Annotated in this window: 14 protein-coding genes; 8 read left to right on the top strand and 6 right to left on the bottom strand. The window is 67.4% G+C overall.

Annotation, left to right across the window (positions count from 1 at the left end):
* Positions 1–105: 105 nt before the first annotated feature.
* Both nadC and J2X58_RS01050 read left to right on the top strand, forming a co-directional pair.
* Positions 106–996: a carboxylating nicotinate-nucleotide diphosphorylase gene (gene nadC, locus J2X58_RS01055; protein WP_310045970.1), complete on the top strand. Its 891-nt coding sequence runs from the start codon at positions 106–108 to the stop codon at positions 994–996.
* Between the two features lie 472 nt (positions 997–1,468).
* Positions 1,469–1,864, top strand: a complete 396-nt coding sequence (locus tag J2X58_RS01050) for a DUF3301 domain-containing protein (protein ID WP_090054667.1) — start codon at positions 1,469–1,471, stop codon at positions 1,862–1,864.
* Between the two features lie 51 nt (positions 1,865–1,915).
* Here the strand turns inward: J2X58_RS01050 and J2X58_RS01045 are convergent, their stop codons facing one another.
* The 5 genes from J2X58_RS01045 to petA all read right to left on the bottom strand — a co-directional run bounded on the left by J2X58_RS01045 (position 1,916) and on the right by petA (position 5,849).
* Positions 1,916–2,350, bottom strand: a complete 435-nt coding sequence (locus tag J2X58_RS01045; protein WP_310047865.1) for a ClpXP protease specificity-enhancing factor — start codon at positions 2,348–2,350, stop codon at positions 1,916–1,918.
* Between the two features lie 135 nt (positions 2,351–2,485).
* Entirely contained in the window at positions 2,486–3,130 is a 645-nt protein-coding gene (locus J2X58_RS01040; RefSeq protein WP_310045969.1) for a glutathione S-transferase N-terminal domain-containing protein, read from the bottom strand.
* Positions 3,131–3,200: 70 nt separating this feature from the next.
* Complete coding sequence (locus J2X58_RS01035; RefSeq protein WP_310045966.1) at positions 3,201–3,956, bottom strand: cytochrome c1; 756 nt, start codon at positions 3,954–3,956, stop codon at positions 3,201–3,203.
* Complete coding sequence (locus J2X58_RS01030) at positions 3,949–5,250, bottom strand: cytochrome bc complex cytochrome b subunit (protein WP_310045965.1); 1,302 nt, start codon at positions 5,248–5,250, stop codon at positions 3,949–3,951. The genes J2X58_RS01035 and J2X58_RS01030 overlap by 8 nt, the downstream gene beginning before the upstream one ends.
* Positions 5,250–5,849, bottom strand: a complete 600-nt coding sequence (gene petA, locus J2X58_RS01025; RefSeq protein ID WP_090054672.1) for a ubiquinol-cytochrome c reductase iron-sulfur subunit — start codon at positions 5,847–5,849, stop codon at positions 5,250–5,252. Before petA ends, J2X58_RS01030 begins: the two co-directional genes overlap by 1 nt.
* A gap of 236 nt (positions 5,850–6,085) precedes the next feature.
* Between petA and J2X58_RS01020 the strand changes: the two genes are divergently transcribed.
* Positions 6,086–7,267 (top strand): trypsin-like peptidase domain-containing protein, encoded by a 1,182-nt coding sequence (locus tag J2X58_RS01020; protein WP_310045964.1) that lies wholly within the window; start codon positions 6,086–6,088, stop codon positions 7,265–7,267.
* A 106-nt stretch (positions 7,268–7,373) separates the two neighbouring features.
* On the opposite strand, the gene J2X58_RS01015 is transcribed toward J2X58_RS01020, so the two are convergent.
* A complete protein-coding gene (locus J2X58_RS01015) occupies positions 7,374–8,426 on the bottom strand; it encodes a lytic transglycosylase domain-containing protein (protein ID WP_310045962.1) in 1,053 nt (350 codons plus the stop codon).
* Positions 8,427–8,673: 247 nt separating this feature from the next.
* On the opposite strand from J2X58_RS01015, the gene miaB reads away from it, so the two are divergent.
* From miaB to J2X58_RS00990, 5 genes are all read left to right on the top strand, one after another.
* Positions 8,674–10,023 carry a tRNA (N6-isopentenyl adenosine(37)-C2)-methylthiotransferase MiaB gene (gene miaB / locus J2X58_RS01010; protein WP_310045961.1) on the top strand — a complete coding sequence of 450 codons (1,350 nt, stop codon included), beginning with the start codon at positions 8,674–8,676 and terminating at the stop codon, positions 10,021–10,023.
* Between the two features lie 5 nt (positions 10,024–10,028).
* Entirely contained in the window at positions 10,029–11,009 is a 981-nt protein-coding gene (locus tag J2X58_RS01005) for a PhoH family protein (protein WP_090054678.1), read from the top strand.
* Positions 11,006–11,467, top strand: coding sequence for an rRNA maturation RNase YbeY (ybeY, locus tag J2X58_RS01000; protein ID WP_310045960.1), 462 nt, complete (start codon positions 11,006–11,008; stop codon positions 11,465–11,467). The genes J2X58_RS01005 and ybeY overlap by 4 nt, the downstream gene beginning before the upstream one ends.
* Before the next feature lie 102 nt (positions 11,468–11,569).
* Positions 11,570–12,418: a transporter associated domain-containing protein gene (locus J2X58_RS00995; RefSeq protein ID WP_090054681.1), complete on the top strand. Its 849-nt coding sequence runs from the start codon at positions 11,570–11,572 to the stop codon at positions 12,416–12,418.
* Entirely contained in the window at positions 12,418–13,626 is a 1,209-nt protein-coding gene (locus tag J2X58_RS00990) for a DUF4105 domain-containing protein (protein WP_310045959.1), read from the top strand. The genes J2X58_RS00995 and J2X58_RS00990 overlap by 1 nt, the downstream gene beginning before the upstream one ends.
* Positions 13,627–13,702 lie beyond the last annotated feature (76 nt).

The following is a 13,702-nucleotide window of genomic DNA, read 5'->3' as shown; positions in this document are numbered from 1 at the left end:
GCAGCCTGCGAGCTGGCGAGCGGCCTGCGGACCGGGGCGAAAAGCTGTCGCGCGCAGGGCGCGCTCCTACGGTAAGGTAGCGGCCTTTCCCTTGCCGCCCCGCCGATGAGCCCTTCCGACCCGCGACACCTTGCCGACGCGCTGCCGTCGAAGACTGAGATCCTTGCCGACGTCGAGCGCGCGTTCGCCGAGGACATCGGACCCGGCGACGCCACGGCCGACCTGCTCGATCCGAAGGCCACCGCCACGGCGGTGCTGACCTGTCGGGAAGACGCGGTGCTCTGCGGCTCGCCCTGGTTCGACGCGTGCTTTCGCAAACTCGATCCCGACGTGCGCATCGAATGGCTGGCGAACGACGGCGACCGCGTCGCCGCCGGTTCGCCGATCTGCCGGCTGGCGGGCAATGCCCGGGCACTCGTGACCGCCGAGCGTTCCGCGCTCAACTTCCTGCAGCTGCTGTCGTCGACCGCGACCGTGACGGCGCAGTACGTCGACGCGATCGCCGGCACGCGGACACGGGTGCTCGACACCCGCAAGACGATCCCCGGCCTGCGCCGTGCTCAGAAGTACGCGGTGCGCTGCGGCGGCGGCACCAATCACCGCATCGGCCTGTTCGACGCGATGATGCTGAAGGAAAACCACATCATCGCGGCGGGCGGCATTCCCGCGGCGGTACGCGCCGCGCGGAACACGCACCCTACCCTTCCGCTCATCGTCGAAGTGGAAAACCTCGACGAGCTCGCGCAGGCCGTGCAGGCCGGTGCCGACCGCGCGCTGCTGGACAACTTCACGCCGGCGATGCTGGCGGAGGCCGTCGCGTACACCGCGGGACGCATCCCCCTCGAGGTGTCCGGCAACGTCGAGATCGACACCATCCGCGCGATCGCCGAGGCGGGCGTCGATTTCATTTCCAGTGGCGCGCTGACCAAGCACATCCGCGCCATCGACCTGTCGCTGCGCCTGGACGTGAAGCACCCCGTAGAAGCGCAACTGTAGGAGCGCCCTGTGGGAGCGCACCTGGGCGCGACGGCTCTTAGCCGCCAGCTCCATGACTGTCGCGAAAGGCTGTCGCGGCCAGGTCCGCTCCCACGAAGCCCCTACGTTGGAGCGCACCTGGGCGCGACGGCTCTTAGCCGCGAGCTCCATGACCGTGGCGAAAGGCCGTCGCGGCCAGGTCCGCTCCCACAACACCCCGACGTTGGAGCGCACCTGGGCGCGATGGCTCTTAGCCGCCAGCTCCATGACTGTGGCGAAAGGCCGTCGCGGCCAGGTCCGCTCCCACAACACCCGACGTTGGAGCGCACCTGGGCGCGACGGCTCTTAGCCGCCAGCTCCATGACTGTCGCGAAGGGCTGTCGCGGCCAGGTCCGCTCCCACACCACCCCGACGTTGGAGCGCACCTGGGCGCGATGGCTCTCACGTCGCGGCGGGACTTGTGGTCGCGCCCGCCCGGCCACACACTGCTCCCATGACCTCGTTCACCGACCTCTTCTGGTTGTTCGTGCTCGCTGCCGGCGTGGCCGCGTGGTATCGGCTGACGCGGGCCCGCGAGGTGGCGGTGCGCGCGGCGATGGCATTGTGCAAGCGGTATGGACTGCAGCTGCTCGACCAGAGCGTCGGCCTGCGGGCGATCCGCTGGCAGGGCGTCGACGGCGCACGCCGCCTTGAGCGCTGCTACGCGTTCGAGGTTAGCGAAGATGGCCAATCGCGCCAGCCTGCCCGCCTCTGGATGACCGGAAACGAGGTCGCGAGTTTCTCGCTGCCCCATTCGGGCGCACCGGAGCTCGAGACCGTCGTGGCGACCGACAGCGTGCTGGCCACGAGCAATATCATCTCGCTGGCCGACCGGCGCAGGCTGCACTGACGAACGACATCCTCGTCGACATGAAAAACCCGCCTTCCGGCGGGTTTTTCGTTACTTGACCACGCGCAGATGCGGCGTGCCGCGCTTCGGACGGTCGTCGTCGCCACCCGAGGCGGGCGGCGTGTCGCCGGCCTCGTCTTCGGACTCGTCGGCGGCGCCGGCGTTCAGGGCCTCGTTCTCGTCGGCCGGGAACATCATGCCCTGGCCGTTCTCCTGCGCGTACAGCGCAAGCACGGCGTGGACAGGAATGACGATCGACTGACTCACGCCCGAGAAGCGGGCCTGGAAGGCGATCCGGTCGTTGCCGAGGTCGAGGTTGGCCACGGCGCGCATGGCGAGATTGAGCACCACCTGGCCGTTCTTGACCACGTGCGACGGCACCCGCACGCCCGGAAAGCCCGCATCCACGAGGACGTACGGCGTCAGGCCGTTGTCGCTGATCCAGTCGTAGATGGCGCGCAGGAGATAGGGCCGATTGGAGGTCATGCCCGCGTTTTCGTTCGTATCCATGGAATCCGTCCTCGTCGTACCCGCCGGTCGGTCGGGAAGCACCCAAAGCCCGGCAGGGCAAGGTCTGGCGAAGAGTTTAAGGGATACGGCGTCCCGAAGGACCAAAACGAGCTAAACCGGACTGAAATTGAAGTCCGGACGCATGTCACGCTCTTCCGGCGTGAGGCTGCGGGCGAAGCCCTGGCTGTGGAACAGGCGCTCGCCGTAGTCAACGATCGGCTTGCCTTCCTTGCCCAGATCGACGCCCAGATGCGGCAGGCGCCACACCACGGGGGCCACGAGGCAGTCGATCAGGCTCATCTCGGGATTCAGGAAGAACCGCGAGGCCCTGAAAAGGGGCACCGACATCAGCAGGTGCTCGCGCAGGCGCTTGCGGGCCCCCTCGGCGGCCTTCCCGCCCTCGCCGATGGTCTCGATTTCCGGGAGCCAGTCATTCTCGATCCGCCACGTACCCAGGCGCAGGCGCGCGCGGGAAAGGGGGTCGATGGGCATCAGGGGCGGGTGCGGGTAGCGCTCGTCGAGGTACTCGACGACGACCGCGGGGTCGTACAGGGTGAGATCCCGATCGACCAGCGTCGGCAGCGTGCCGTACGGGTTGAGGTCCAGCAGGTCGGCCGTGGGTTGATCGGCCTTGAGGATGATCCGGTCGTAGGCGACGCCCTTGGCAGCCAGCACGAGGCGCGTGCGGTGACAGTGGATGTCGTCGGCGCTGGTGTAGAGCGTGAGTGCCGAGCGCGAACGTGCATTCTGGACCATGCTTTCGATCTCCCTCCCTGCTGCCTGAACGATGACGGGGCGACCCGTGGCCGCCCCGCCAGGACGTCAATCAGTGATTATCGTGAACGTCCTTCCAGTACTCGTGCTTCAGAAGGTACAGGAGGAAGGTCAGGCCAGCCAAGAACAGGATGACCCAGACGCCGATCGACTGGCGTTCGAGGGCGGCCGGCTCGGCCGTGTACTCGAGGAAGGTGGCCAGGTCGCGGGTGGCGCCGCGGAACTGTTCCGGGGTCATCCGGCCGGGCGTGGTGATCTCCAGCTTCTCCACCGCGGCTTCCTGGCCCGGAGCGGCCTCGCCGTGAACGGCGGTCTGCAGGCCCTGCAGTTCCCACAGCACGTTGGGCATCGAGGCGTTCGGGAAGACCGTGTTGTTCCAGCCCACCGGGCGGCTCGGGTCCAGGTAGAACGAGTTGAGATAGTTGTAGATGAAGTCCACGCCCTTGGCGCGGGCTTCGAGCGAGAGATCCGGCGGATCCTTGCCGAACCAGGCCTTGGCGTCGTCGGCCGGCATGTGCGAGATGACCGGCTCGCCGAACTTGGCGCCCGTGAAGTTGAAGTTCGTCATCACCTCTTCCTCGGACAGGCCGAGGTCGGAGGCGAGGCGCGAATACCGCACGTATTTCAGCGAGTGGCAGCCGACGCAGTAGTTGAAGAACAGCTTCGCGCCACGCTGCAGCGATGCCCGGTCGGCGACGTTGGTACCCGCGGGAGCCAGGCCCTCGCCACCTTCGTTGGCGAGGGCGGGAATCGTGGCGACCGCAAGGCCCAGCGCCAGGGCGATGGAGGAGATAGCGCGCTTAATCATGCATCGTCACCCGTTCCGGAACCGGCTTGGTCTTCTCGAAGCCAAAGCGCGTGTAGACCCAAAGGAATACGAAGAACCCGAAGTAGCCCAGCACCATCAGGCGGCCGAAGGCGTTCTCCCACGTGGTGACGTCCGCATGCGGGAACCACGCCGGGATGAGCTCCGCGGTGACGCCCGCGCCGACGAGGCCGAGGGCGAGGAAGCTGACGACGAGGACGGCCAGCGCGATGCGGAAGCCCAGGCCGCGGTAGCGCACGGAGCGGACCTCGCCCTTGTCGATCCACGGCAGCAGCGCCAGCAGCAGGATCGCGCCGAACATGCCGATCACGCCCCAGATCGCCGTGCCGAAGAACGACGGGATCATGCGCAGGATCGCGTAGAACGGCGTGAAGTACCACGACGGCTTGATGTGGCTCGGCGTGACGAGGTTGTTCGCCGGCGTGAAGTTGTCATGCTCCAGGAACCAGCCACCGAACGTCGGCGCGAAGAAGATGATGAACGCGGCGATCGTGAGGAAGAAGCCGGTGCCGAAGAGATCCTTCACCGTGTAGTACGGATGGAAGGGAATGCCGTCGGCAGGCTTCTCGGCATCCCAGCGGTTGCCCTTCGGGCCGTGCTTCACGTCGACGCCGTCGGGGTTGTTCGAACCCACCTCGTGCAGCGCCGCGAGGTGCAGCACCACCAGGAGCAGCAGCACCAGCGGCAGCGCGATGACGTGCAGCGCGAAGAAGCGGTTGAGGGTGGCATCGGCAGGCAGGAAGTCGCCCATGATCCACTGCACCAGCGCGTCGCCGATGAAGGGGATGGTGCCGAACAGCGAGATGATGACCTTCGCGCCCCAGAACGACATGTTGCCCCAGGGCAACACGTAACCCATGAACGCCTCGGCCATCAGCACGAGGAAGATCAGCATGCCGAGGATCCAGACCAGCTCGCGCGGACGCTTGAACGAGCCGTACATGATCCCGCGGAACATGTGCAGGAACACGACCACGAAGAACAGCGATGCCCCCGTGGAGTGCATGTAGCGGATGAGCCAGCCCCACTCGACGTCACGCATGATGTACTCGACCGAGTTGAACGCTTCCAGCGCACTCGTCTTGTAGTTCATGGTGAGGAAGATGCCGGTCACGATCTGGTTGACCAGGACCAGCAGCGCCAGCGAACCGAAGTAGTACCAGATGTTGAAGTTCTTCGGCGCGTAGTACTCGGTCATGTGCTTCCGGTACATGGGCGCGAGCCCCGGGGCGCGCTCGTTGACCCAATCGGCGATGTTCGAGAATACGTTGGCCATCAGCCTGCCTCCTGCGGATCGACGCCGATCTGGATGTGCGTGTCGTCCACGAAGTGGTACGGCGGCACGGGGAGGTTCTTCGGCGCCGGAACGCCGCTGAAGACGCGGCCCGACAGGTCGTACCGTGACTTATGGCAGGGGCAGTAGAAGCCGCCCTTCCAGTTCGCGTCGAACGGCTCCGGCTTGATGTCGGGAACGAAGTCAGGCACGCAGCCCAGGTGGGTGCACAGGCCGATGACGACGAGCCACTCGGGCTTGATGGAACGCGTTTCGTTGGTCGCGTACTTGGGCTGCTGCGCCGCGTCCTTCGACTCGGGGTCGAGCAGGCGCGAATCCAGGCCCTTCAGCTGGGCCAGCTGATCCTTGGTGCGATTGACGACGAAGACCGGAAGGCTGCGCCAGGCGTAGGTGACTTTCTGACCGGCCTCGATGGCACTGATATCGACCGTGACAGGCGCCCCCGCTGCCTTTGCCCTTGCGCTCGGTTCCCACGACTTGATGAAGGGCACAACCGCAGCGACCACTCCCGCACCGCCGACAACTGCTGTCGTCACGGTAAGAAAGCGACGGCGGCCATGATCGACGACTTCGTTCGCCATCAGGCTCTCCGGAACTTATGCCATTGAGGATGCGGACCCCTATCGCCGGTTCTTCGGAAATCGGCTTCCGCAAATCGCGTCAGTGTAACGTCAGCACCAGCCACGTACAATAAAATGAACTTAGCCCTGTCCGGCGTCCCGGCGGAGGGCTGCCAAGGAACCGCCCGGAAGCGGAAAAACAGGTTCGCGCTTCGTTGGCAAGGCGACGCGACGACGACAGGACCCCGCGCTCTTACATGAAACACGCCGCCCGCACGCTCGCCTTCATCGCTCGTTTCGTCGTGCTCGGCCTCGCGGTCGCCTTCGTCGTGGGACTCTTCTGGCCGGGTAGCGGCGCCTTCCTCCGGCACCGGCTCGCCGGCACGCAGGAAACGGCCGAGACGCCCGCCGCCCTGCCCGCGCCGGGCGCGGCACCCGCCTCGTACGCGGACGCGGTGGCGAAGGCCGCGCCGTCGGTCGTCAACATCTACGCCAACAAGCTGGTCACCGAGCAGCCGCGCGAGCTCTACTCCGATCCGGTGCTGCAGCGCATCTTCAGCGTGCCGAGCGGGCCCGTGCGCACACGGCGGCAGCAGAACCTCGGCTCGGGCGTCATCGTCAGCGACGATGGCTACGTGTTGACCAACAACCACGTCATCGCCAACGCCGACGACATCCAGCTGCTGCTCTACGACGGTCGCGTGGCGAAGGCCCGCGTGGTCGGTTCGGACGACGAAACGGACCTGGCGGTGCTGAAGGTCGACGCGGGCAACCTGCCCGCCATCCGCATGACCGACGCCGAGACGCGGCCACGCGTCGGCGACGTCGTCCTCGCGATCGGCAACCCGTTCGGCATCGGGCAGACGGTCACCATGGGCATCGTCAGCGCCATCGGCCGGCAGCTCAACCTGTCGAGCCTGGAGAACTTCATCCAGACGGATGCCGCGATCAACTTCGGCAACTCCGGCGGCGCGCTGGTCAACGCGCACGGCGAACTCGTGGGCATCAATACCTCGCTGATCGGACAGGCCGTCGGTGCCGAGGGTATCGGCTTCGCGATTCCGGCGCAGAGCGCGCGCGACGTGCTCGACCAGATCGTGAAGACGGGCCATGTCGTCCGCGGCTGGATCGGTGCCGACTACGGCGCGGTGCCGGTGTCGGCCGATAGTGGCCTGCCCTCGGCGGCGCGCGGCGTCGTGGTCAACGAGCTTTCGCCGGGCGGTCCGGCGGCGCTCGCCGGCATCCAGCAACGCGACGTGCTGCTGAAGCTCGGCGACGAGGACATCCTGGATACCTCGGACCTGCGCCGCCACGAGGCGTCGCTGAAACCGGGCGTACCCGTGACGATATCGGGCCTTCGCTACGGCGCCCCGTTCACCGCGACCATCACCCCGACGCAGCGCCCGCCGAGCGCGCCGATGCAGCCGTTGCGCCCCTAGCCGCTCCGGCGCTCCGTAGGAGCGCGCCCTGCGCGCGACATGTGTTGGAGCCGTGCAGCGGGCCCTGATGCGCCCCGCGAAAAGATGTCGCGCACAGGGTGCGCTCCTACGGGGCGCCGCGGATGGCCAGGGGCGTTCCGGGCGCCGGGCGCTGCCGCAGCGTTTCCGCGTAGCGCTTGCGCAGCACCCCCACGCGCTCGACGTAGACCTGCGTCTCGTCGTAAGGCGGCACGCCGTTGTACTTCTGCACCGCGCCGGGCCCGGCGTTGTACGCCGCGGCCGCCAGGCGCTCATTGCCGTTGAAGTTGCGCAGCAGCAGGGCCAGGTACCGCGCACCGCCGCGAATGTTCTGGTCGACGTTGAAGGCATCCAGCACGCCCATGTCCCGCGCCGTGCCCGGAATCAGCTGCATGAGCCCCTGCGCGCCGGCGACCGACAGCGCGCGCGGATTGAACGCGCTCTCGGCGTGGATCACGGCCCGCAGCAACGCCTCGTCGACGCCGAACTCGCTGCTCGCCGAACGAATGGTGTCGCCGAACGAGGTGATGTTGAGCGCCACGCTGTTCCAGTCGATCTTCGAATGGACGTCGCAGGCGGCGCAGGTCGCGATATAGGTAAAGAGCATCTTGATGCTCTGGCCCCTGGCCCCGCCGCCGGGCGGAATGTTCGTGTACTCCACCCCGCCGTCAGCCCGGGTGATCCGGTAGACGGCCCCGCGCAGCACCCGAGAGCCTTTCGGCGCCGCCGGCGCTTCGGCGGTGGCGAGGTCCGCGCGGGCCGATTCCCGGTAATCCCAGCTGCCCTTCGGCGCGGTGACGGGTGGCAGCACCGGCGGTTCCGGCGTGTTCCCCTCGGCTCCGCCCACCACGCCGCCGGTCACGCCGAAGAACGAGGCAGCGGTCGACGGAGCCAGCGCCACCGACCCGATCACACCCTCCAGCGAGGCCTTCCCCGGCACGTCCTCGAACACGGCCGCAGGAGCGACGGGTGCCGCGGGCCGGGCGGCGCGGGCCGGCCCGGTGCTGCCGATGCGCTTGCAGTCCTTGTAACCGGCCGCGCTGCTGGAAAAGACGGTTTCGCCCGTGCTGCCGGTGCAGCGGTAGAGCGCCCCGGCCACGGCCGGACCGGCGTTCACGCCGGCCAGCAGGACGCACGCCAACGCGGCCCTTCGCAGGACCGTGCGGACACGCGGGAAACGGCGGGCGGCATGGCCGGCGCTTTCCCCTGGCGACGCGTCGTTGACCATGGGCGCGAGTGTGCCCGAAGCCCCCTCCCGAGCCAAGCAGGGATAGCGTGACCATCTTCACGCAAGTCATTGATCCACGGCGCCCATCTGGCAACGGAGGGATCGGCGGCGTAAACTGCGCGGTTCGGTGATCCACCACGAAACCACGGTACCCCGGCCCATGAGCGGCAAGCTTTTCATCAAGACCCACGGCTGCCAGATGAACGAGTACGACTCGGCCAAGATGGCCGACGTGCTGCTGGCGTCGCACGGGCTGGAACTGACGCAGGACGAGGCCGAGGCCGACGTCATCCTGGTCAACACCTGCTCGATCCGCGAGAAGGCCCAGGAAAAAGTCTTCAGCCAGCTCGGCCGGTGGAAGGCGCACAAGCAGGGCGGCAAGCCCGTGCTCATCGGCGTCGGCGGCTGCGTGGCCTCGCAGGAAGGCGACGCGATCATCAAGCGCGCGCCGTTCGTCGACCTCGTCTTCGGCCCGCAGACCCTGCATCGCCTCCCGGAAATGATCGAAGCCCAGCGTGCCAGCGGCAAGGCGCAGGTGGACATCAGCTTCCCGGATATCGAGAAGTTCGACAGCCTGCCCGAGCCCCGCGCGGAAGGCCCCACCGCCTTCGTGTCGATCATGGAAGGCTGCTCGAAGTACTGCTCGTACTGCGTCGTGCCGTACACGCGTGGCGAGGAGATCAGCCGCCCGTTCGACGACGTCATCGTCGAAGTGGCGCAGCTCGCCGCGCAGGGCGTGCGCGAGGTCAACCTGCTCGGCCAGAACGTCAACGCGTATCGCGGCCCCATGCACGACGGCGGCACCGCCGACCTCGCGGTGCTGATCCACGCCATCGCGCAGATCGACGGCATCGGCCGCATCCGCTTCACCACGTCGCATCCGCTGGAGTTCTCGGACTCTCTGATCGAGGCCTATGCGAACGTGCCGCAGCTGGCGAACTACCTGCATCTTCCGGTGCAGGCCGGTTCGGATCGCATCCTCGCGGCGATGAAGCGCGGCTACACGGCGCTGGAATTCAAGCAGAAGATCCGCAAGCTGCGCGCCGTGCGTCCGGACATCTGCATATCGTCGGACTTCATCGTGGGCTTCCCCGGCGAAACCGACGACGACTTCGAAAAGACGATGAAGCTGATCGGCGACGTCGGCTTCGACCAGAGCTTCTCCTTCATCTTTTCCTCGCGCCCCGGCACGCCGGCCGCCAACCTGCCGGACGACACGTCCGACGAGGTCAAGCACGCGCGCCTGTCGCGCCTGCAGGCCGCGATCAACGAGAACGCCCGCCGGATCAACGAGGCCATGGTCGGCACCGTCCAGCGCGTGCTCGTCGAGAAGCCCAGCCGCAAGAACCCGAACGAAATGACCGGACGCACCGAAAACATGCGCTACGTGAATTTCCCCGGTCATGCCCGCATGATCGGCCAGTTCATCGACGTGACGATCACCGAGGCCATGAGCAATTCGCTCCGCGGCCGCGTGGTCCTCGGCGACGAGGTCGCCCTAGCCTCGTGAATGCCATGAGCCAGCTTTCCCAACGCGATTTCGCCCTCGATCCCGAGGACAACGCCCGCCTCGCCAACCTCTGCGGTCCGCTCGACGAGCACATCCGCCAGATCGAGCTGCGGCTCGGCATCGAAGTCGACCACCGTGGCAGCCTCTTCCGCGTGATCGGCGACGAAGCCGCCGCGAAAGCCGGCGAGCAGGTGCTGCGCGCGCTCTACGACGCGACCGAGCACGAGACGCTCAACGGCCAGGTGATCAACCTCCGCCTGGCCGAATCCGGCATCGACGCCCTGAACGAGCAGGCGGCGGAGTCGGCGCAGGAGGTCGTGATCAAGGTCAAGCGTGGCGTGATCAAGGGCCGCGGCCCCAACCAGGCCCGCTACCTCCACGCCATCACCACGCACGACATCAACTTCGGCGTCGGCCCGGCCGGTACCGGCAAGACCTACCTCGCCGTCGCCAGCGCCGTCGAGGCGCTCGAGGCCAACCGCGTCCAGCGCGTCCTGCTGGTGCGCCCCGCGGTCGAGGCCGGCGAGAAGCTCGGCTTCCTGCCCGGCGACCTCAGCCAGAAGATCGATCCGTACCTGCGTCCGCTGTACGACGCCCTGTACGAGATGGTCGGCTTCGAGAAGGTGTCCAAGCTGATCGAGCGCAACGTGATCGAGATCGCGCCGCTCGCGTACATGCGCGGCCGCACGCTCAACGATGCCTACGTGATCCTCGACGAGGCGCAGAACACCACCGTTGAGCAGATGAAGATGTTCCTGACCCGCATCGGCTTCGGCTCCGTGGCGGTGATCACGGGCGACGTCTCGCAGGTCGACCTGCCCCGTCACATCCGCTCCGGACTGCGTCACGCCATCGAGGTGCTGCGCGGCGTGGACGGCATCAGCTTCACGTTCTTCACCTCGCGCGACGTGGTGCGCCATCCGCTGGTGGCCAAGATCGTGCGCGCCTACGAGGCCTTCGAGCAGAAGCAGGACGAGGCGCAATGAGCCGTGTGGAGGTCGCGGTCGGCTACGCCGCGCCGCGCAAGGGCGTGCCGGCCCCGGCGAGCTTCCGCCGCTGGGTCGAGGCCGCGCTGAAGGGCGCCCGTCGCCGCAAGGCGTCGGAAGTGGCCATCCGCATCGTCGACGCCGACGAGGGCCAGGCCCTGAACCTGCAGTACCGGGGCCGCGATTACGCGACCAACGTCCTGTCATTCCCCGCCGACCTGCCGCCCGGCGTCGATCTTCCGCTGATCGGCGATCTGGTGATCTGCGCCCCCGTGGTGGTCCGCGAGGCCGCCGAACAGGGTAAGAAACCCGCCGACCACTGGGCCCACCTCACCGTCCACGGCACCCTGCACCTGCTGGGCTACGACCACATCGACGAGGCCGAGGCCGAGGCGATGGAAGCCCTGGAGACGAAGGTGCTGGCCGGACTCGGCATCGCCGACCCGTACCTGGCCTGATCGGCGATTCGCGGCGTAGCCGCGACCCGGCGCCCTGAACCGTCACGTAAATTCCGCTAGACTGACCCTTCCGCCCCCTGCTGGGCTGAACCACAAAGAGTAATGAACGAGGACCCTGGTAGTACCAACGGCCCGGCTCACCGATCCTGGTGGGACCGACTGGGCCACATGTTTTCCGGCGAGCCCCGCAACCGCGACGAACTGATCGAGGAACTGCGGACCGCCCAGGCCAACGGCCTGCTTTCGAACGACACCCTGACCATGGTCGAGGGTGCGATCAAGGTCACCGAGCTCAGCGTCGACGATGTCATGGTGCCGCGCGCCCAGATCGTCAGCCTCCCCGCCGACGCCCCCCTCCCCGACATCCTCGCGACCGTGGTCGAATCTGGCCATTCGCGCTTCCCCGTGCATGGCGAAGACAAGGACGAGGTGCTGGGCATCCTGCTCGCGAAAGACCTCCTGAAGTACTTCGGCCAGAGCGAAGGCTGCGACGTGCGCGCCCTGCTCCGTCCCGCCGTCCTGATCCCGGAATCGATGCGCCTGAACGTGCTGCTGGCGGAATTCCGCCTGACGCGCAACCACATGGCGCTCGTGGTCGACGAGTACGGCGGTGTCGCCGGGCTCATCACCATCGAGGACGTCCTCGAGCAGATCGTCGGTGAAATCGACGACGAGCACGACGACGAGGAAGACCCGGTGCTGGTTCAGGCCCTCGACGGGGGCGGCTTCGCGGTCAGCGCGCTCACGCCGATCGCCGATTTCAACGAGATCGCCGGCGCCCATTTCTCGGACGAGGAATTCGACACCGTCGGCGGCATGATCACCTCGGAGTTCGGCCATCTGCCGGCCGTGGGCGAGGAGATCGGCGTCGGCAACTTCCTCTTCCGTGTCACGGAGGCCGACGACCGCCGCGTCCAGGCGTTCCACGTCACCCGCGCGAACGGCGGCTGATGCGGTTCGTCCTGTTTCTCCTGATCACCCTGTGCTTCACCCCGCTCGCCAGGGCGGGGATCGTCGACGCGCCCGCGGCGAACCTCGAGGTCTCGCTGATGACCTACGGCCCGGGCGATATCTACTGGGAACGGTTCGGTCACGACGCGCTGGAGATCCGCGACACGGTCAGCGGCGAGTCGATCGCGTTCAACTGGGGCGTGTTCGACTTCGACCAGAAGGGTTTCCTGCTCAATTTCGCGCGCGGCATCATGGCCTACCGCATGGACGCGGAGACGACGCAGTCGGACGTCGATTTCTACGCCAGCGAAGGTCGCTACGTCCGCCGGCAGCGCCTGGCCCTCGACGATGCGCAGAAGCAGATCCTGCGGCGCGCGGTCCTGTGGAACATCCGGCCCGAGAACGCCGGCTACCACTACGATTACTACGTGGACAACTGCACCACGCGCGTGCGCGACATGCTGGACAACGCGCTCGGCGGCGCGCTGAGCGCGCAGTGGACCGGCACGCCCGGCGGCATGACCTACCGCGAGCAGACCGCGCGCCTGATGAGCAACCAGGCGTGGCTCATGCTCGGCATGGACCTCGGCCTCGGCCCGTTCGCCGACCAGCCGATGACGGCCTGGACCGAAGCCTTCCTGCCGATGACGCTCGAAGAACAGATCCGCCACGTCCGCATCGGCGAAGGCGATGCCTCCCGCGCGCTGGTGATCGACGAGGCCACGCTGTCGCCGAACCGCCTCGTGCCGCCGCCCGACACGGCGCCCGACCTGCGCTGGCCGCTGCTGGGCGCGGGCGTGGCGCTCGCCGTCCTCCTCGCGCTGCCGGTGTTCACCCGCCAGCGCGTCGCACGCACCGTGTTCGCCGTCGCGGCCACGGCCTTCGTCGTCTTCGCCGGTCTCGCGGGCCTGTTCATGCTCGGCCTGTGGACGTTGACGCTGCATCGCTCGGCGTGGGGCAATTTCAACCTCCTCGCCTATCAGCCGCTCGCGCTGCTGCTGATCCCCGGCATCTGGCGCCTGCGTCGTGCCGGCCGCCCCATGGGCCGTTTCACGCCGCGCATCGCGGCGATCTCGTTCGCGGCCGCCGTGATCGGCCTGCTGCTCCACCTGTGGCCGGAGTTCCCGCAACGGAACATGCCCTGGCTGCTTTTCGCGGTACCGTGCTGGGCGGCGCTGTTCGCGAGCTTCTGCCGGCGGCACGACTGACGCTCGTTCGCGAGCACATTCGCGCACGCTCCGCCTCGCTCGATTGGGGGATTCCCCGGAGGCACATCCATGGCAC

The sequence above is a fragment of the Luteibacter sp. 3190 genome (assembly GCF_031456385.1).
In the GTDB taxonomy this organism is placed as follows: domain Bacteria; phylum Pseudomonadota; class Gammaproteobacteria; order Xanthomonadales; family Rhodanobacteraceae; genus Luteibacter.
The sequence above is the reverse complement of the archived record's forward strand: the minus strand, read 5'-3'. Positions and strand labels throughout refer to the sequence as shown.